This is a genomic window from Barrientosiimonas humi, from assembly GCF_006716095.1.
GTDB lineage: Bacteria > Actinomycetota > Actinomycetes > Actinomycetales > Dermatophilaceae > Barrientosiimonas > Barrientosiimonas humi.
This window is the reverse complement of sequence record NZ_VFOK01000001.1, coordinates 1868307-1884488: the sequence shown is the minus strand read 5'-3', so window position 1 is coordinate 1884488 and position 16182 is coordinate 1868307. Positions and strand designations below refer to the sequence as shown.

Sequence of the window (16182 nt, the reverse complement as noted above, 5' to 3'; positions counted from 1 at the left end):
CTGGAGGCATGAGCGAAGAGTCCGTCGAGCGGGTGCGGGTCGCCGCCGAGGCGGCGCGGGTCGCCTCCCGTCGCCTGGCGCTGCTGCCGCGCGCCGAGAAGGACGCCGCGCTGCTCGCGATGGCCGACGCGGTCGAGCAGGCGAGCGAGCGCGTCGTCGCGGCCAACGCCGACGACGTCCGCCGCGGCGAGGAGGCCGGCACCCGGGCCAACCTGCTGGACCGGCTGCGGCTCACGCCGGAGCGGGTGAGCGCGGTGGCGCAGGCCCTGCGTGACCTCGCGGCGCTGCCCGACCCGATCGGTGAGGTGGTGCGCGGCTCGACGCTGGCCAACGGACTGCAGATCACGCAGGTGCGGGTGCCGATGGGTGTCGTCGGAATGATCTACGAGGCCCGGCCCAACGTCACCGTCGACGCGGCGGGGCTCGGCCTGAAGTCGGGCAACGCGATGATCCTGCGCGGGGGCAGCGCGGCCGCGAGCACCAACGCGGCGCTGGTCGACGTGCTGCGCGGCACGCTCGCCGAGCGCGGGCTGCCCGCCGACGCGGTGCAGCTGCTCGAGGGCGGCCGCGACGACGTGCGGGCGCTGGTCACCGCCCGCGGCCTGGTCGACCTGGTCATCCCGCGCGGCGGGGCCGACCTGATCCAGACGGTCGTCACGACGGCCACGGTGCCCGTGATCGAGACCGGGATCGGCAACGTGCACGTCTACGTCGACGCCGCCGCCGACCTCGACATGGCGCGCGCCATCGCGGTCAACTCCAAGACCCACCGGCCGAGCGTGTGCAACGCCGCCGAGTCGCTGCTGGTGCACGAGGCGGTCGCCGAGGAGTTCCTGCCCAAGGTGCTCGCCGAGCTCGGCGGCGCCGGGGTGCTGGTGCACGGCGACGAGCGCACGGCGACGTTCGCGGAGCAGGCGGGGGCGGCGTACGACGCCGTCACCGACGAGGACTGGGCGGCCGAGCACCTCGCGCTCGAGATGAGCGTGGGCGTGGTCCCCAGCCTGGACGCGGCGATCGAGCACATCACGACGTACGGCAGTCAGCACACCGAGTCGATCGTCACCGAAGACCGTTCTGCGGCAAGGCGATTCGTCGCCGAGATCGACGCCGCGGTGGTGATGGTCAACGCCTCCACCCGGTTCACCGACGGCGGCGAGTTCGGCTTCGGGGCCGAGATCGGGATCTCCACGCAGAAGCTGCACGCGCGGGGTCCGATGGCGCTGCAGGAGCTGACCAGCACCAAGTGGATCGTGCAGGGCGACGGGCAGGTGCGCGCGTAGGACGTGCGCCCGGCGCACGCCTTCACCGGCGTACGCCGCCGTCGCGGGGCTACCTGCCCTGCTCGCCCTGCCGGGGCTCCAGCGAGTCGTAGGCGACGTAGTAGGTCGGGCGGGCCTGCTGCGCGGTGTACATGCGCCCGACGTACTCACCCAGGATGCCCAGGCACAGCAGCTGCACCGCCGCGAAACCGGCGACGATGACCACGGTGGAGGTCCAGCCCGCCACGGTGACGTCGAGCAGCTTCGCGGCGAGGGCGTAGACGAGCAGCCCGGTGGCGACGACGAAGCCCGCCAGCCCGAACCAGGTGGCCAGCCGCAGCGGGGCGTGCGAGAAGCCGGTGACGCTGTCGAGGGTGAGCTTGAGCATCTTGGACAGCGGGTACTTCGACTCGCCGGCCGCGCGCTCGTCGCGGCGATAGCTGATCGAGGTCGAGGGGAAGCCCAGCGTCGGCACGATCAGCCGCAGCACGCGGCCCTGCTCGGGCAGGGCGTTCACGGCGTCGACGGTCGCGCGCGACATGAGCCGGAAGTCGCCGGCGTCGACCGGGGCGTCGACGTCGCCGAGGGTGCGCATCACCCGGTAGAAGCCGCGGGCCGTGCGCCGCTTGAACGGCGAGTCGCTGGTGCGGTCGCCGCGCACGCCGTAGACGACGTCGACCTCGTCGCGGCGGCCGACCTCGAGCATCTCGGCGATGACCTCGGGCGGGTCCTGCAGGTCGGCGTCGATCGTCGCCACCCAGTCGCCCCGGGCGGCGGCGAGGCCGGCCGAGATCGCCGCCTGGTGGCCGGCGTTGGCGCGCAGCCGCACCACGCGCAGCTGCGGCCAGTCGCGCAGGAAGCGCTGCAGCAGCACGGGGGTCTGGTCGCGGGAGCCGTCGTCGACGGCGAGCACCTCGTAGTCGGCGCCGGTGGCGTCGAGCACCGGTCGGAGCCGCTCGACGAACAGGGGGAGCACCTCTTGCTCGTTGTACATCGGTACGACGACGGACAGCTCCAGACTCATGATGCGAGCATCGTATGGCCACCCGTTACGCTGGGCCGCATGACGGCTTCGCTCCTCTCGCTCGCGGGACAGACCGAGGCGGCCGGCGGCGAGGAGTCGCTGCCCTGGCCGCCCATCGCCTACGGCTTGGTCACCCTCGGCATGTTCCTCGCCCTGCTCGCGCTGCTGTGGGCCTTCCGCAACAGTGCGCCCCGCCTGGAGCAGCAGCTCAACGCCCAGCACACCCGGGACTCGCACGCGCAGCGCACCGCCGACGAGCGGGCGGGCGACCGGCGGACCGGTGACGGGCACCGTGCCGACCGGCAGGGCGCCGACCGGCAGAGCAGCGCGGGTTCACACTGAGCTCGCGCGTCGGCGTGATGGGCGGGACGTTCGACCCGATCCACCACGGCCACCTCGTCGCCGCGAGCGAGGTGCAGTCCCTGTTCGACCTCGACGAGGTCGTCTTCGTGCCCACCGGTCAGCCGTGGCAGAAGGCGGGCAAGCGGGTCACCGAGGCCGAGCACCGCTATCTGATGACGGTGATCGCGACCGCGTCCAACCCGCGCTTCACGGTCAGCCGGGTCGACATCGACCGGCCGGGACCGACGTACACCCTGGACACCCTGCGTGACCTGAAGCGGCAGCGGCCCGACGCCGAGCTGTTCTTCATCACCGGCGCCGACGCGCTGGCGCAGATCCTGTCCTGGAAGGGCGTCGACCAGCTCTGGGACCTCGCCAAGTTCATCGGCGTGACGCGCCCGGGGCACGAGCTCACCGACGAGGGGCTGCCCGAGGACGAGGTCGAGCTGCAGGAGGTGCCCGCCATGGCGATCAGCTCCACCGACTGCCGCGAGCGGGTCGCCAACGGCGAACCGGTCTGGTACCTCGTGCCCGACGGCGTCGTGCAGTACATCGGGAAGTACAACCTCTACCGGCCCGGTGCCGGAGAACTGCAGGAGGTCTAGATCGTGGCCGCCACCGAGCGCGCGACCGAGCTGGCGCAGGCCGCCGCGGCCGCCGCCGACGAGAAGAAGGCGACGTCGATCACCGCGATCGACGTCAGCGACCAGCTGGCCCTCACCGACGTGTTCGTCATCGCCTCCGGCAGCAGCGAGACCCAGGTCAACGCGATCGTCGACGGTGTCGAGGAGCGTCTCCTGGAGCTGGGCGCCAAGCCGATCCGGCGCGAGGGCCGGCGCGACGGACGCTGGGTGCTGCTCGACTTCGGCGAGCTGGTCGTGCACGTGCAGCACGACGAGGACCGTGAGTTCTACGCCCTCGAGCGGCTCTGGCGCGACTGCCCGGTCCTCGACCTCGACCTGGCGGGATGAGCGGCGAGACGCAGCCGGTCCCGGGCCCGTCCGAACGGCTCATGCGCGCCGGCTCCGGCCAGCGCCGCATCGTCGTGTGGCGGCACGGGCAGACCAACCAGAACGCCTCCGGCGTCTGGCAGGGGCAGCTCGACACCGAGCTGTCCGAGGTGGGACGCGAGCAGGCGAGGGCCGCGGCCGAGGTGCTGGCGACGTACCGCCCGACGCTGCTGGTCACCTCCGACCTGCTGCGCGCGGCCGCCACGGCCGACGCGCTGGCGCAGGTGACGGGGCTGCAGGCGCGCGTCGACCCGAGGCTGCGCGAGATCCACGTGGGGGAGTGGCAGGGGCTCACCGCCGGTGACGTCGCCGAGCGATACCCCGACCTGCAGGACCAGGTCATGCGCGGCGAGGACCCGGCGCGCGGCGTGACCGGTGAGACCGTCGGCCAGGTGGTCGAGCGGGGTCGCCCGGCGCTGCGCGAGGTGGCCGAGCAGCTCGCCGAGGGGGAGACCGCGGTGGTGACCACGCACGGGGTGACCGGGCGGGCGCTGGCGGCCGACCTGGTCGGGATCGACCAGCGTACGGCCTGGATGGCGCTCGGCGGACTGCACAACTGCTGCTGGGCCGAGCTCGTAGAGCACCGGTTCGGCTGGCGGATCGACCGGTGGAACCAGGGAGTGGCGCGATGAGTGTGGCCTCGATGCTGAACCGGGTGGTGCGCTCGCGCGCGCACGTCGGGCGGGAGCGCTCGCTGAGCATGACGCCCAAGCAGCAGTGGCGCGTGATGAACCTCTACCCGCCGTTCCTCGGCATCGGGCTGCGGATCTACGGCTGGACCGACGACTGGACCGAGGTGCGGGTCAAGCTGCTGCTGACGCCGTTCAACCGCAACAACCACGGCACCGCGTTCGGCGGGTCGATCGGCGCGATGAGCGACGCGTTCAACGCGCTGCTGCTCATCGGTCAGCTCGGGCCCGACTACCTCGTCTGGGACACCGAGGCGCAGGTCCGCTACGTCAGCCCCGGGGCGGGCACCGTCTACGCCACGTTCCGGGTCACGCCCGAGGAGGCCGAGGACGTACGGCGGGAGGCGGCGTCGGGCGCGAAGGTGCTGCGCTGGTTCGACACCGACCTCACGCTGAAGGACGGCACGGTGGTCGCGCACGCGCGTCGGCAGGTCTACGTCCGGCTCAAGCGAGGGGCTTCGCGACCCGATTTGGAGGGGGCCGAATCCGCCCGCTAGAGTAAGGCGGTCGCCGCGAGAGCGGAGGCAGTCACCGCGAGAGCGGAGACACCCGGGGCTGTGGCGCAGTTGGTAGCGCACTTCCATGGCATGGAAGGGGTCAGGGGTTCGAATCCCCTCAGCTCCACCCGGTTCGTCCGCGAGGACGTACAGCACGAGAAGGCCCGGATCCGTTGCGGATCCGGGCCTTCTCGCGTCGTGCGGCAGGCGCGCCGTACGACAGTGGGCACCGAGCCGGGTGATGGACGCCGGCCCGCCGGCTCGGTGCCGGTCCTTGGCGTCGGTCAGCCCTCGCGGATGGTCATCCTCGCGATCTTGTCGCCCTCGGTGCGGAAGGCGAACCGGCTGCGGCCGTTGGCGTGGTTGCTGCGCCAGTCGCCGACGACCACGAGCTCGTCGCCGTCGGTGAAGACCTCCTCGGGCGTCAGGGTGCCCTCGGAGCCGATGAACTCCTTGTCGCTCCAGGCCTTGATCTCCTCGCGCCCGGTGAAGGTGCGGCCCCAGTCGTCGACGGCGCCGTCGGGGGTGAACGCCTCGAGGAACCCGGCGCCGTCGTGCCGGTTGACGGTCTCCACGAACGAGCCGACGGGCTCGGGGATGTCGGTGCTGCTCATGTCTGCCTCCTGGTGGCTGGTGGTGGCTCGGGCTGGCGAGCGGCGGTGCGGCTCAGCGGGTGGTGTAGCCGCCGTTGGCCAGGATGGTCTGCCCGGTGATCCACCAGCCCTCGGTCGACAGGAACCGCACGATCGGCGCGATGTCCTCGATCTTGGTGAGCTGGTTGCCCATCGCCTGCGACTTGTGGAACTCGACCCGCTCGGGCGTCTCCTGACCGTAGAAGAACGGGGTGTCCATCGGGCCGGGCGCGATCGCGGTCACCGAGATGCCGCGCTCGGCGAACTCCTTTGCCGCCGCCCGGGTGAAGTGCTCGACGGGGCTCTTGCCACCGGCGTACGTCGAGTAGCCGTCGGTGAACGCCGCCAGCAGCGAGGTGACGATGGTGATGACCTTGCCGCCGTCCGCGAGGTGGGTGCCGGCCTCCTTGATGAAGAAGTACGCCGCCTTGGAGTTGACGTCGAACATCTCGTCGTACTCCTCCTCGGACGTCTCGGTGATCGGCTTGCGCAGCACCTTGCCGACGGTGTTGACCGCGACGTCGAGCTGCCCCAGCGCCTCGGTGGCGTCGTCGAACAGCTTCGTCACGTTCTGCGGCTTGGTCAGGTCGCCGGAAAGGACCACGCCCCGGCCACCGGCCGCCTCGACGGCGGCGAGCGTCTGCTCGGCGTCCGAGCGGCTGGACTCCGAGTTGTAGTGGATGGCGACGTTCGCGCCCTGATCGGCGACCTGGCGGGCGATGAGGCCGCCGAGGTTCTTGGCACCCCCGGCGATGAGGACGTTCTTGCCGTTGAGGGTGTGCTCCGTCATGTCCAGCTCCTCTTGTATCGGTGTGATGTATCGCTATAGCAGCGCTACACACTGGTAATGTAACACCATGCCGGAGGAGCGGAACAGTGATACACGGACGCGGTTGCTCAACGCCGCCGCGGACCTGATCGCGTCCGCTCCGGGCGAAGAGGTCTCGCTGCGCGCGGTGTGCGACGCGGCCGGGGTGAAGATGCCGACGCTGTACCACTTCTTCGGCAGCAAGCAGGGGCTGATCGAGGCCGTCGTGGAGCGCGGGTTCGACATGTACCTCGAGGCCAAGGGCTCGGTCGGCTCCTCCGGCGACCCGATCCAGGACCTGCGGGCGGGGTGGGACGCGCACGTCGCGTTCGGGCTGGAGAACCCGGGCTTCTACACGCTGATGTACGGCAAGGTGCAGCCCGGCTACTCCCCGCCGGCGCAGGGGCGGCCCAGCGAGATCCTGCGCTCCATCACCCGCCAGGCCGCCGAGCAGGGCCGGCTCGTGGTGGACCCGGACCAGGCGGCCGCGCACGTGCTGGTCGCCAACATCGGCGTGACGCTGCGGCAGATCGTCCTCGACCAGGCCGACCCCGAGCTGTCCGCCAGCGTGCGCGACGGGACGATCGCCGCGATCACGGGCGCGTCGTCGGGGGAGGAGTCGGCCTCGGAGGCGACGCGTTCGCTGATCGAGCGCGCGGCCTCGCACCCGGAGGTCCTGGGGGCCAGCGAGACCAGGCTGTTCATCGAATGGGCGCGGCGGCTGGAGGACGGCGCAGGCGACGCCTGAACCGGCGTCGCTCGCGGCGGGCTACGTGGTCACGGCGCGGTTGTGCTCCAGGGCCGCGTCGAGCCAGAAGTCCAGGCGCTGCTCGTCGGCGAGGGCGCTCGCGGGGACCCGGATCCACCCGGTGCCCATCGAGCGGCCGGCACCCATCTCGGCGCGGGACGCGTCGGGCTGGGCAGCCAGGTCGGCGTCGCGGTCGGGACTGACCCGCACCAGCAGGTCGCCGTGCTTCAGGGCGCAGACCGCGAGCTTCTCGCGCACCATGAACGACCGCCCCCCGAACATCGCCACCTCGCGCAGCGGTGACTCGCCCGCCAGTCGCGCGCGCAGCTCCTCGACGAGTGCTTCCTGGTCCGGGTCCATCGGGTCCCCCCTGGTGCGTTCGGTCGGGTCAGCGGCGCTCGGCCAGGCCGCGGACGTACTCCGCCTGCCCGAGGTGCTTCGTCGCGTCCTCGAGGATCGAGACCAGGCGCGCCATCGCGGTGACCGGCGGGTCCCAGCTGGTGTCGATGACCTCCCCGAGGTCGTCGGGCGTCAGCTGCTCGAGGACGTCGGTCGTCATGGCGTGCACCGCGGCGTAGTAGTCGACGAGCAGCTGCGGCTCGTCGAGCGTGAACCGGCCGACGTCGTCGCTGGGCATCCCGTATCCCGAGGCGGAGCGGTCGTACGGCAGCGCGAACCGGCCCACCCAGTCGTCGCCGGTCCACAGCGACCGTCGACCCGCGAGGTGGCTGACCTGTCCGTCCTGCTGTCGCCCGAGGTGCCACACCAGCCAGGCGATGTGGTTGGCGTCGGCGTCGGGGCGCCAGAGCAGCTGGTCGGGGGAGAGGCCGTCGACGACGGCGGGTACGCCTTCGGCCACGCGGCCGAAACCGTCGCGCAGGAGGTCGCGGGTGAGGTCGATGTCGTCGCTCATGGCTCCAGGATGACCCATCGTCGGGGCGCCTCGTCAGGGATGCGGACCGGTGCTCGCTGTACCCGCGCTCCTTCGTCGCGCTGCTCGACCACCATCGGTCGCACTGCTCGACCACCTTTGAGCGCTTTCGGGTGAGCTGGAAGCGCGGACCTGATACCTAAGGTGGTCGGTCGGCGCCTGCCCCCGCCGGCGGGAGCGAGCGCCGGAGCGATCGGACGGGCGGGAGAGTCGATGAGCTGGTTCCACCTCAAGCACGACCTGAAGACGAGTCTGTGGGTCGTGCCGCTCCTGTTCATGGTGGCGGCGGCGGGCCTGAACCTGCTGACCGTCCAGCTCGACCCGCGCGGCGAGCTGGTGCCGCAGTCGATCAGCGGCGACGCGTCGGCGGCGAGCCAGATGCTCTACCTCATCGCGTTCTCAATGCTCACGCTCACCGGCCTGGTGCTGTCGCTGGTGGTCGTCGTCGTGCAGCTGGCGATGGGCAGCTTCTCCCCGCGCATCGTGCGCCAGATCCTGCAGGACCGCCCGAGCCAGTGCGCCATCGGACTGTTCGCCGGCACGTTCATCCACGCGATCCTGACCATGCGCGTCGTGCGGAGCGACCGCGGCCCCGTCGTGCCCGGGCTGGCCGTGCTGGTCACGATCGGTCTGGGGATGGCGTGCATGATCACGCTGGTCTGGTACATCAACTACATCGGGCAGTCGTTGCGCGCCGCCGCGCTCGTCGGCTGGGTGGCGAAGGACACCATCCGCTCGCTCGACCGCAACTACCCGCCGGACCCCGATGCCGAGACCGACGACCCGCAGGTGATCCCCGCCCCGCGAGGCGGGGTCATCTTCGCCATCGACCACGATCGCCTGGTGCAGCTGGCCCGGCGGGCCGGCGTACGCCTCGAGCTGCTCTGGTCCACCGGTGACTACGTGCCCGAGGGTGGCGACCTCGTGCGGATCCACGGCGACCCGGCGGGCGTCGCGCGCTCGGCCGTCGCCAGGTGCATCAACGTCGGGCCCGAGCGCACGCTCAACCAGGACGTGGCGTACGGCCTGCGCATGCTCGTCGACATCGGCGCCCGCACGCTGTCGGCGGGTCCGTTCGAGGACCCGACCACCGCCGTGCAGGCGATCGACCGCATCCACGAGGTGCTGCGGCGCATCGTGCAGCGGCCGCTGCACGACGGGCGCTACCTCGACGACGACGGCGAGGTGCGCCTCGTGGTCCCGACCATCCAGTGGCCGGGGTACGTCCGCATCGCCTTCGACGAGCTGCGCCAGGCCGGCGCCGCCTCGCCCCAGGTCGTACGCCGGCTCCGGGCTGCCCTGGACGACCTGCTCACGATCGCGCCCGAGGACCGTCGGCCCCCGCTGGTCCAGCAGCTGGAGCTGCTGGACCAGCTGAGCCAGCGCGACGCGCAGACCGGCTTCGACGCCGAGGCGGTCAAGGTGCCCGACCGCTCGGGCATCGGGTCGGCCGACGAGCTCACCCGCACCGACCCCTAGACCGACTCAGGCGACCATGCCGTGCGGGTCGATGACGTACTTGCGCGCGGCACCCTGGTCGAAGTCGGCGTAGCCGCGCGGGGCGTCGTCCAGCGAGATCGTGGTGGCGTTGACGGCCTTCGCGATCTGCGTCCGGTCGGCCAGGATCATGTTCATCAGCTGCCGGTTGTACTGCTTGACCGGGCACTGACCGGTGATGAAGTAGTTCGACTTGGACCACCCGAGGCCGAGGCGCACCCCCAGGGTGCCTTCCTTCGCGGCGTCGTCGGCCGCACCGGGGTCGCCGGTGACGTAGAGCCCCGGGATGCCGATGCCGGCCCCCGCCCGCGCGACGGTCATGGCGTCGTTCAGCACGGTCGCCGGCGCCTCGTCGGCGTCCTTGCCGTGCCCGCGCGCCTCGAACCCGACCGCGTCGACCGCGGCATCGACCACCGGGTCGCCGGTCACCTCGGCGATCTTGTCGGCGAGGTCACCCTCGGTCGTGAGGTCGATGCCGACGCAGCCGAACGACTCGGCCTGGCGCAGCCGCTCGGGGTTCATGTCGCCGACGAGCACGACGGAGGCGCCCAGCAGCTGGGCCGAGTGTGCGGCGGCGAGCCCGACCGGGCCGGCGCCGGCGACGTACACCGTCGATCCGGTCGTCGTGCCGGCGGTGTAGGCGCCGTGATAGCCGGTGGGGAAGATGTCCGACAGCATCGTCAGGTCGAGGATCTTCTCCAGCGCCTGGTCGCGGTCGGGGAACCGCAGCAGGTTGAAGTCGGCGTAGGGGACCATGACGTAGTCGGCCTGCCCGCCGATCCAGCCGCCCATGTCGACATAGCCGTACGCCGCGCCCGGCCGAGCGGGGTTGACGTTCAGGCAGATTCCGGTCTTGCCCTCGTTGCACATCCGGCAGCGACCGCACGCGATGTTGAACGGGGTCGAGCAGATGTCGCCCTCCTTCACGAACAGCACGTCCTCGCCGGCCTCCACCACCTCACCGGTGATCTCGTGGCCGAGCGTCTGCCCGACGGGGGCGGTCGTGCGTCCGCGCACCATGTGCTGGTCGGAGCCGCAGATGTTCGTGGTCACCAGCTTCAGGATCGCCGCGTGCGGTGCCTTCTGCGCGATGCCGAAGTGCGAGGCGACCTCCTGGGGGATCTCCAGCTTGGGGTAGTCGATCGACTCGACGGCCACCTCGCCCGGGCCCTTGTACACCACGACACGGTTGGAGTCGCTCATCTCGGGACCTCCTTGTCCTCGGGCTTCCACCGTCCCCCGCCGGGGACGCCCGGGCAACCGGACGGGCGATTTCCTCACCGAACGGACAGGATCAGGCGGGGCGCGGGGCGTACATGATCACCGCCACCCCGGCGAGGCAGATGAGGGCGCCGGCGACGTCGTACCGGTCCGGCCGGAACCCGTCGACGACCATGCCCCAGGCGAGCGAACCGGCCACGAACACCCCGCCGTACGCCGCGAGGATCCGCCCGAAGTGGGCGTCCGGCTGCAGGGTGGCGACGAAGCCGTAGAGGCCGAGCGCGATCACGCCGGCGCCGATCCACGCCCAGCCGCGATGCTCGCGCACGCCCTGCCACACCAGCCAGGCGCCGCCGATCTCGGCGAGCGCGGCGGCGACGAACAGGACCAGCGAGCGGGCGACATCCATGGCGCCATGCTGCCGCAGCGCGAGCGGCCCGTCGCCGTCGCCGGGTCCGCAGGTCCTGGCCCCGGCGGCGGCGTGGCGCCGTAGCCTGAGCCCATGGCCAAGACCCAGCCCGAGCCGGTCCGCGACCCCCGCTCCGACCACCTGCTCACCCCCCAGAACTGTGTCCTGACGCTCATCGACTACCAGCCGGAGCAGTACGGCACGGTCACCTCCAGCACCCGCGAGCGCATCGACCTCAACGTCGTCGCGCTGTGCCGTCTCGCGATGAAGTACGACGTCCCCGTCGTGCTCTCGACCGTCGGCGTCGACCTCGGCAAGAACGAGGGGACCGCCCAGGTCATCAAGGACGAGTTGCCGGGCGTCGAGGAGATCGACCGCTCCGGCGTGAACGCCTGGGAGGACGCCGACTTCCGCGAGGCGATCACCTCCACGGGGCGTCGCAAGGTCGTCATCGCGGGGCTGTGGACCGAGGTCTGCATGACCTTCCCGACCCTGGACATGCTCGCCGAGGGGTTCGAGGTCTACCCGGTCGTCGACGCCGTCGGCGGCATCAGCCCCGAGTCGCACCACTACGCCCTCGAGCGGGTGATCCAGGCCGGCGCCCACCCGATCACCGCGATCTCGTTCGGCTCGGAGCTCATGCGCAACTGGGCGCGCGACGACGCCGACAACCTGCGCGAGGTCATGAACGCCTACTTCCCCGAGAAGCAGAAGCTGGACGAGGCCGAGGGCTGAGGCGCGGTCAAGGCTGGGTCCGCCCCCGGCGCGTTCCGCCCGGGCCCGCAACCCCGCCTGGGGGTGAACCGGCCACCCGGGTCGCCGTGCTGCAATGTCGTTCGCACGAGTCTCGTGGTCGACCCTCGTCGCTGCTGCGGCAGCGACCGGCATGCGAAGGAGTGGAACAGGTGCGTCTACCTCGGTCCCGGGGGCCGGTGAGCGAACAGGTGCTCGCCCTGCTGGGCGGGCAGGGCAGTGACCGCCAGGTCGACGACATCACGGTCGAGGTGGACCCGCGACGCCCCGGCGGGCCCGACGTCCTCGCCGACGCCGACGTCCAGCTGGCCCTGTGGTGCCTCTACGAGCTGCACTACCGCGGGTTCGACGACGTGGCTCCCGAGCTGGAGTGGGACCCGCGCGTCATCGCGACCCGCAACCGGCTCGAGGCCGCGTTCGAGCGCGACGTCCGCCGCGCCGTGCAGGACCGGCTGGACGCGGTCGCGGACGACGACGAGGCCGACGTGGCCGACCAGGTCACTGCGCTCATCGACGCCGACGACAGCCCGTCGCTGGCCGCGTTCGTGCGCCGCTACGCCACCGCCGACCAGGTGCTGGCGTTCCTGCGCCAGCGCAGCATCTACCACCTCAAGGAGTCCGACCCGCACGCCTTCGTCGTGCCGCGGATCGACGGCGCCGCGAAGGTGGCGCTGGCCGAGCTGCAGTACGACGAGTTCGGCGGCGGCCGCGTGCCCGCCCTGCACGCCACGCTGTTCGGCGACGCCCTGGAGGCCTGCGGGCTGGACCGGACGTACGGCGCCTATCTCGACGACGCCGACGCGACCACGTTGGCGGTGAACAACCTGATGTCGCTCTTCGGCCTCAACCGGCGGTTGCGGGGTGCCGCGATGGGCCACCTCGCGGTGTTCGAGGCCACCAGCTCGCTGCCGTCGCGCAAGATCGCGGCGGGCGTACGCCGGCTGGGGCTGCCCGAGGAGCTCGCCGGCTACTACGACGAGCACGTCGAGGCCGACGCGGTGCACGAGCAGCTCGCCCTGCGCAACATCTGCGGGTCGCTTGTCGCCGAGGACCCCGCGCTGCGCGCGGACGTGCTCCTCGGAGCGGCCGCCTGCCTCGAGCTCGACGCGCGCGCCGGCGCCGAGCAGCTCGAGCAGTGGGGCGCGGCACCGCAGGCGGCCAGCGCATGAGCGGGGACATCTCGGTGCAGCCGTGCCCGGACGGCCCGCTGCTCGTGCGCGGGGCGTCGACGGTCACCGACGCCGAGGGCAACGAGCACCAGGTGTCGCGCCCGGTCGTCGCGCTGTGCGTCTGCGGCCGTTCGGGCAGCGCGCCCTGGTGCGACGGCACCCACAAGCTGCTGCGGTCGACCGGCAGCTCCGCACCGATCCGCAAGCCGCGGTGAGCGACGCCGCGGCCGGCGCCTCGGTCACGGCGTTCGGCGGGCTGCGCATCGTCGCCGACGACCGGTTGCTGCAGCCCCGGGAGTGGACCGTCGCTCAGGCCGAGTGGGCCGCCGAGCTCGCGGCCGACGCACCCGACGGGGCCCTGCTGGAGCTGTGCTGCGGCGCCGGCCAGATCGGCCTGCTCGCGGCCCGGCTCACCGGTCGGTCGCTTCTCGCGGTCGACCAGGACCCGGTCGCGGTGCGCCAGACGGAGGCCAACGCCCGCGCGGCCGGGCTCGACGGCCAGGTGCAGACCCGCCGCGGCCGGATCGACGAGGTGCTCGACCCCGACGACCGGTTCGCGATCGTCCTCGCCGATCCGCCGTGGGTCCCGCACGCGCAGATCACCCGCTTCCCGCAGGACCCACCCGTCGCGATCGACGGGGGAGCGCAGGGCCTCGACGTCGCCCGCACCTGCCTGCGCGCCATGGCCGACCACCTGCTCCCCGGCGGGCACGGGGTGCTCCAGCTCGGGACGCGCGACCAGGTCGACCAGCTCGCGACCCCTCCGCTGCTGAGCGTGGTGGCCACGCGCGAGTTCTCCCGCGGTGTGCTGGTCGACCTGGTACGCCTGCCGGACTGACCCGGGCCGGGCTCGACTCAGACCTGGCTCGGCTCGCCGTCCCGGTCCTCGGCGGCGAGGTGGCGCGGCGGCGACTTCGTCAGTGCCTCACCCTCCACGTCGACCGACGGCAGGATCCGGTCCAGCCAGCGCGGCATCCACCAGGCCTTGTCGCCCAGCATCAGCAGCAGCGAGGGCAGCAGCACCATGCGCACCAGGAACGCGTCGAGGAAGACCGCGGTCGCGAGGGCCACGCCGATCGAGGAGATCAGCGCGTTGTCCTGGAAGGCGAACGCCGCGAACACCGAGATCATGATCAGCGCCGCCGCGGTCACGACCCGGCCGCTGTGCCGGAAGCCGTCGATCACCGCGTCGCGCGCGTCCATGCCGTGCACGTACGCCTCGCGCATCCGGGTGGTCAGGAAGACCTGGTAGTCCATCGCCAGCCCGAACACGATGCCGATGAGGATCGTCGGCATGAAGCTCATGATCGGCTGCGGGTCGAAGATGCCGAACAGGCCGTCCTGCACGATCTTCACGGTCACGCCGAGCGTGGCCAGCACCGACAGCAGGAACCCGCCGGTGGCCAGCAGCGGCACCAGGATCGAGCGGAAGACCACGACCAGCAGCAGCAGCGCGAGGCCGACGACGATGGCGAGGTAGGCCGGCAGGGCGTCGTTGAGCTTCTCGGAGATGTCCGCCTGGATGGCGGTCATGCCGGTGATGCCGATGTCGGTGCCGCTGGAGCGCTCGATGGTGCCCTGCCCGTCGCGCAGCCGCTGCAGCAGGTCGTCGGTGGCCTGGTCGGCGGGGCCGGTCTTCGGGGTGATCAGCACGATCCCGCCGTCGCTGGACTCGTTGACCTGGACCACCTGGGCGTTGGCGACGCCCGGGTCGTTCGCCGCCCACTGGGCGACGGCGTTGAACGACATCGCGCGCGACTGCGGGTCGTCGCTGCGCTCGCGCGCGTCGACGACGGCGACCATCGGGGCGTTGCGGCCGGCGCCGAACCCGTCGGCGACGAGGTCGGCCGAGGTGCGGGCGCTGGTGCCGACCTCGGCGGTCGCGTCGGAGGGCAGCCCGAGGTACATGTTCTGCGCCGGCAGCGCCAGGGCGCCCAGGCCGACGACGACGAGCAGGGCCGCGAGCCACGGCGCGCGGCGGATGGTGCGGCCGAGGCGCACCGACCCGTTCACCGAGTGGTGGTCGCTGTCGGACGCGGCGGGGTCGCGGCGGATGCGGCCGGCGAACGCCCGGTGCTTCAGCAGCCCCATGATCGCCGGGAGCAGGGTCAGCGCGACGAGCACCGCGATGACGACGGTGGCCGCGGCCGCGAGCCCCATCGAGGTCAGCATGGAGATGCCGAGCAGCGACAGCCCGGACAGGGCGATGACGACGGTGAGCCCGGCGAAGACCACGGCCGACCCGGCGGTGCCGAGGGCGCGGCCCATCGCGTGCGCCCGGTCGTCGGTGTGCCGCAGCTCGGTGCGGTATCGCGACAGGATGAACAGCGCGTAGTCGATCCCGACCGCGAGACCGATCATCGAGGCGAGGGTGATCGTCGTGTCGGCGAGCTCGAAGAACGCCGTGGCAGCGGTGATCCCGAGCAGGCCGAGGCCGACGCCGGTGATGGCGGTCAGGATCGGCAGCCCAGCGGCGACGAGCGACCCGAAGGTCAGCACGAGCACGATCAGGGCGATGCCGACGCCGATCATCTCCGAGGTCGCCCCGGGCTTGATGGGCTTCTCCATGCCGCGACCGCCGGCCGCGACGGTCAGGCCGTCCGCGTCGGCGCGCTCCACCGCGCGCTCGACGTACGCCTGGGTCGCCGGCTCGACCGACATCGGGTCGTCGGTGTCGAACGAGAAGGTGATGGCGCCCGTACGCCGGTCCTGGGACAGCGGCGACAGCGTCTGGGCGTTCTGCTCGGCGACGGCCTGCGGCACCCCCTGCTTCGTCGCGGCGCTCACCATCTGCTGCCGCTGTGCCGGCCCGGCGACGACCGGGCTGACGATCTGCTCCTGCGCGCCCGGGGCCAGCTGGGGCGTGCCGCGCAGCTCGGTGACCAGCCGGTCCACCTGGCCCTTGTACGGCTGCTCGGCCAGGGTGCTCCCGGCCGGCGCCTGCACGACGACCTGGCCGTCGACCTGCTCGTCGGCGCTCTTGCTGCCGGGGAACAGCTCCTGCTGGGTCTCGGCCGCCTGCAGCGACGGGATGCCGGGGATGGTGAACTCGTTGGTCATCGGCTTCGACTGCGTCGCGGCGAAACCGCCGACGGCGAGCAGCGCGACGAGCCATCCGACGAGCACGAGCGGCCAACGGCGGTAGGCCGTCCGCCCGAGTCGGTAGAGCATGGTGGCCACGGGGATCTCCTCG

The 16182-nt window shown here is 72.0% G+C and carries 20 protein-coding genes and 1 tRNA gene; 13 read left to right on the top strand and 8 right to left on the bottom strand.

Annotated elements, in window-relative coordinates; all coding sequences use genetic code 11:
- Nucleotides 1-8: 8 nt before the first annotated feature.
- Nucleotides 9-1280 carry a glutamate-5-semialdehyde dehydrogenase gene (locus tag FB554_RS08800; protein ID WP_142005613.1) on the top strand — a complete coding sequence of 424 codons (1272 nt, stop codon included), beginning with the start codon at nucleotides 9-11 and terminating at the stop codon, nucleotides 1278-1280.
- Nucleotides 1281-1329: 49 nt separating this feature from the next.
- On the opposite strand, the gene FB554_RS08795 is transcribed toward FB554_RS08800, so the two are convergent.
- A complete protein-coding gene (locus FB554_RS08795) occupies nucleotides 1330-2283 on the bottom strand; it encodes a glycosyltransferase family 2 protein (protein WP_142005612.1) in 954 nt (317 codons plus the stop codon).
- A 39-nt stretch (nucleotides 2284-2322) separates the two neighbouring features.
- Between FB554_RS08795 and FB554_RS08790 the strand changes: the two genes are divergently transcribed.
- The 6 genes from FB554_RS08790 (at nucleotide 2323) to FB554_RS08765 (ending at nucleotide 4948) form a co-directional block, all read left to right on the top strand.
- The gene (locus tag FB554_RS08790) at nucleotides 2323-2625 is read left to right on the top strand and encodes a hypothetical protein (RefSeq protein WP_142005611.1); all 303 of its coding nucleotides are present in this window, start codon (nucleotides 2323-2325) and stop codon (nucleotides 2623-2625) included.
- A complete protein-coding gene (nadD, locus tag FB554_RS08785) occupies nucleotides 2622-3230 on the top strand; it encodes a nicotinate-nucleotide adenylyltransferase (RefSeq protein ID WP_268885504.1) in 609 nt (202 codons plus the stop codon). Before FB554_RS08790 ends, nadD begins: the two co-directional genes overlap by 4 nt.
- A gap of 3 nt (nucleotides 3231-3233) precedes the next feature.
- The gene (rsfS, locus tag FB554_RS08780; RefSeq protein WP_142005609.1) at nucleotides 3234-3596 is read left to right on the top strand and encodes a ribosome silencing factor; all 363 of its coding nucleotides are present in this window, start codon (nucleotides 3234-3236) and stop codon (nucleotides 3594-3596) included.
- Complete coding sequence (locus FB554_RS08775) at nucleotides 3593-4267, top strand: histidine phosphatase family protein (protein ID WP_142005608.1); 675 nt, start codon at nucleotides 3593-3595, stop codon at nucleotides 4265-4267. The genes rsfS and FB554_RS08775 overlap by 4 nt, the downstream gene beginning before the upstream one ends.
- Nucleotides 4264-4821, top strand: coding sequence for a DUF4442 domain-containing protein (locus FB554_RS08770; protein ID WP_142005607.1), 558 nt, complete (start codon nucleotides 4264-4266; stop codon nucleotides 4819-4821). Before FB554_RS08775 ends, FB554_RS08770 begins: the two co-directional genes overlap by 4 nt.
- 54 nt (nucleotides 4822-4875) lie before the next feature.
- Nucleotides 4876-4948 (top strand) — tRNA-Ala (locus tag FB554_RS08765).
- Between the two features lie 157 nt (nucleotides 4949-5105).
- On the opposite strand, the gene FB554_RS08760 is transcribed toward FB554_RS08765, so the two are convergent.
- Together FB554_RS08760 and FB554_RS08755 are read right to left on the bottom strand one after the other, a co-directional pair.
- Nucleotides 5106-5435 carry a nuclear transport factor 2 family protein gene (locus FB554_RS08760; RefSeq protein ID WP_142005606.1) on the bottom strand — a complete coding sequence of 110 codons (330 nt, stop codon included), beginning with the start codon at nucleotides 5433-5435 and terminating at the stop codon, nucleotides 5106-5108.
- Between the two features lie 52 nt (nucleotides 5436-5487).
- Nucleotides 5488-6243 carry an SDR family oxidoreductase gene (locus FB554_RS08755; RefSeq protein ID WP_142005605.1) on the bottom strand — a complete coding sequence of 252 codons (756 nt, stop codon included), beginning with the start codon at nucleotides 6241-6243 and terminating at the stop codon, nucleotides 5488-5490.
- Nucleotides 6244-6346: 103 nt separating this feature from the next.
- Here FB554_RS08755 and FB554_RS08750 point away from each other — a divergent pair, with 103 nt between their 5' ends.
- Nucleotides 6347-7009 carry a TetR/AcrR family transcriptional regulator gene (locus tag FB554_RS08750; protein ID WP_244937441.1) on the top strand — a complete coding sequence of 221 codons (663 nt, stop codon included), beginning with the start codon at nucleotides 6347-6349 and terminating at the stop codon, nucleotides 7007-7009.
- 21 nt (nucleotides 7010-7030) lie between these two features.
- Here FB554_RS08750 and FB554_RS08745 read toward each other — a convergent pair whose 3' ends face one another.
- Nucleotides 7031-7369: a TfoX/Sxy family protein gene (locus tag FB554_RS08745; protein ID WP_142005603.1), complete on the bottom strand. Its 339-nt coding sequence runs from the start codon at nucleotides 7367-7369 to the stop codon at nucleotides 7031-7033.
- 28 nt (nucleotides 7370-7397) lie between these two features.
- Complete coding sequence (locus FB554_RS08740) at nucleotides 7398-7922, bottom strand: mycothiol transferase (protein ID WP_142005602.1); 525 nt, start codon at nucleotides 7920-7922, stop codon at nucleotides 7398-7400.
- A 231-nt stretch (nucleotides 7923-8153) separates the two neighbouring features.
- On the opposite strand from FB554_RS08740, the gene FB554_RS08735 reads away from it, so the two are divergent.
- A complete protein-coding gene (locus FB554_RS08735) occupies nucleotides 8154-9419 on the top strand; it encodes a DUF2254 domain-containing protein (protein WP_142005601.1) in 1266 nt (421 codons plus the stop codon).
- Between the two features lie 6 nt (nucleotides 9420-9425).
- On the opposite strand, the gene fdhA is transcribed toward FB554_RS08735, so the two are convergent.
- Both fdhA and FB554_RS08725 read right to left on the bottom strand, forming a co-directional pair.
- Nucleotides 9426-10640, bottom strand: a complete 1215-nt coding sequence (gene fdhA, locus FB554_RS08730) for a formaldehyde dehydrogenase, glutathione-independent (protein WP_142005600.1) — start codon at nucleotides 10638-10640, stop codon at nucleotides 9426-9428.
- A 91-nt stretch (nucleotides 10641-10731) separates the two neighbouring features.
- On the bottom strand, nucleotides 10732-11067 hold the full coding sequence (locus FB554_RS08725) for a YnfA family protein (protein ID WP_142005599.1): 336 nt from the start codon (nucleotides 11065-11067) through the stop codon (nucleotides 10732-10734).
- Between the two features lie 93 nt (nucleotides 11068-11160).
- Between FB554_RS08725 and FB554_RS08720 the strand changes: the two genes are divergently transcribed.
- The 4 genes from FB554_RS08720 to FB554_RS08705 all read left to right on the top strand — a co-directional run bounded on the left by FB554_RS08720 (nucleotide 11161) and on the right by FB554_RS08705 (nucleotide 13827).
- Nucleotides 11161-11802 carry an isochorismatase family protein gene (locus tag FB554_RS08720; RefSeq protein WP_142005598.1) on the top strand — a complete coding sequence of 214 codons (642 nt, stop codon included), beginning with the start codon at nucleotides 11161-11163 and terminating at the stop codon, nucleotides 11800-11802.
- A 170-nt stretch (nucleotides 11803-11972) separates the two neighbouring features.
- Nucleotides 11973-12989 (top strand): iron-containing redox enzyme family protein, encoded by a 1017-nt coding sequence (locus FB554_RS08715; RefSeq protein ID WP_142005597.1) that lies wholly within the window; start codon nucleotides 11973-11975, stop codon nucleotides 12987-12989.
- Nucleotides 12986-13204, top strand: a complete 219-nt coding sequence (locus tag FB554_RS08710; RefSeq protein WP_142005596.1) for a CDGSH iron-sulfur domain-containing protein — start codon at nucleotides 12986-12988, stop codon at nucleotides 13202-13204. The genes FB554_RS08715 and FB554_RS08710 overlap by 4 nt, the downstream gene beginning before the upstream one ends.
- On the top strand, nucleotides 13201-13827 hold the full coding sequence (locus FB554_RS08705; protein ID WP_142005595.1) for a methyltransferase domain-containing protein: 627 nt from the start codon (nucleotides 13201-13203) through the stop codon (nucleotides 13825-13827). Before FB554_RS08710 ends, FB554_RS08705 begins: the two co-directional genes overlap by 4 nt.
- A gap of 17 nt (nucleotides 13828-13844) precedes the next feature.
- Here the strand turns inward: FB554_RS08705 and FB554_RS08700 are convergent, their stop codons facing one another.
- Nucleotides 13845-16160, bottom strand: coding sequence for an MMPL family transporter (locus tag FB554_RS08700; protein WP_236022456.1), 2316 nt, complete (start codon nucleotides 16158-16160; stop codon nucleotides 13845-13847).
- Nucleotides 16161-16182: the final 22 nt, after the last annotated feature.

Excerpts from the sequence above, each read along its gene's own strand:
- FB554_RS08770 (WP_142005607.1), top strand. The coding sequence starts at position 4,264 with ATGAGTGTGGCCTCGATGCTGAACCGGGTGGTGCGCTCGCGCGCGCAC.
- fdhA (WP_142005600.1), bottom strand. The coding sequence starts at position 10,640 with ATGAGCGACTCCAACCGTGTCGTGGTGTACAAGGGCCCGGGCGAGGTG.
- FB554_RS08755 (WP_142005605.1), bottom strand. The coding sequence starts at position 6,243 with ATGACGGAGCACACCCTCAACGGCAAGAACGTCCTCATCGCCGGGGGT.
- FB554_RS08740 (WP_142005602.1), bottom strand. The coding sequence starts at position 7,922 with ATGAGCGACGACATCGACCTCACCCGCGACCTCCTGCGCGACGGTTTC.
- FB554_RS08710 (WP_142005596.1), top strand. The coding sequence starts at position 12,986 with ATGAGCGGGGACATCTCGGTGCAGCCGTGCCCGGACGGCCCGCTGCTC.
- FB554_RS08720 (WP_142005598.1), top strand. The coding sequence starts at position 11,161 with ATGGCCAAGACCCAGCCCGAGCCGGTCCGCGACCCCCGCTCCGACCAC.
- FB554_RS08735 (WP_142005601.1), top strand. The coding sequence starts at position 8,154 with ATGAGCTGGTTCCACCTCAAGCACGACCTGAAGACGAGTCTGTGGGTC.
- FB554_RS08700 (WP_236022456.1), bottom strand. The coding sequence starts at position 16,160 with ATGCTCTACCGACTCGGGCGGACGGCCTACCGCCGTTGGCCGCTCGTG.
- FB554_RS08790 (WP_142005611.1), top strand. The coding sequence starts at position 2,323 with ATGACGGCTTCGCTCCTCTCGCTCGCGGGACAGACCGAGGCGGCCGGC.
- FB554_RS08795 (WP_142005612.1), bottom strand. The coding sequence starts at position 2,283 with ATGAGTCTGGAGCTGTCCGTCGTCGTACCGATGTACAACGAGCAAGAG.
- FB554_RS08725 (WP_142005599.1), bottom strand. The coding sequence starts at position 11,067 with ATGGATGTCGCCCGCTCGCTGGTCCTGTTCGTCGCCGCCGCGCTCGCC.
- FB554_RS08775 (WP_142005608.1), top strand. The coding sequence starts at position 3,593 with ATGAGCGGCGAGACGCAGCCGGTCCCGGGCCCGTCCGAACGGCTCATG.
- FB554_RS08760 (WP_142005606.1), bottom strand. The coding sequence starts at position 5,435 with ATGAGCAGCACCGACATCCCCGAGCCCGTCGGCTCGTTCGTGGAGACC.
- FB554_RS08800 (WP_142005613.1), top strand. The coding sequence starts at position 9 with ATGAGCGAAGAGTCCGTCGAGCGGGTGCGGGTCGCCGCCGAGGCGGCG.
- FB554_RS08745 (WP_142005603.1), bottom strand. The coding sequence starts at position 7,369 with ATGGACCCGGACCAGGAAGCACTCGTCGAGGAGCTGCGCGCGCGACTG.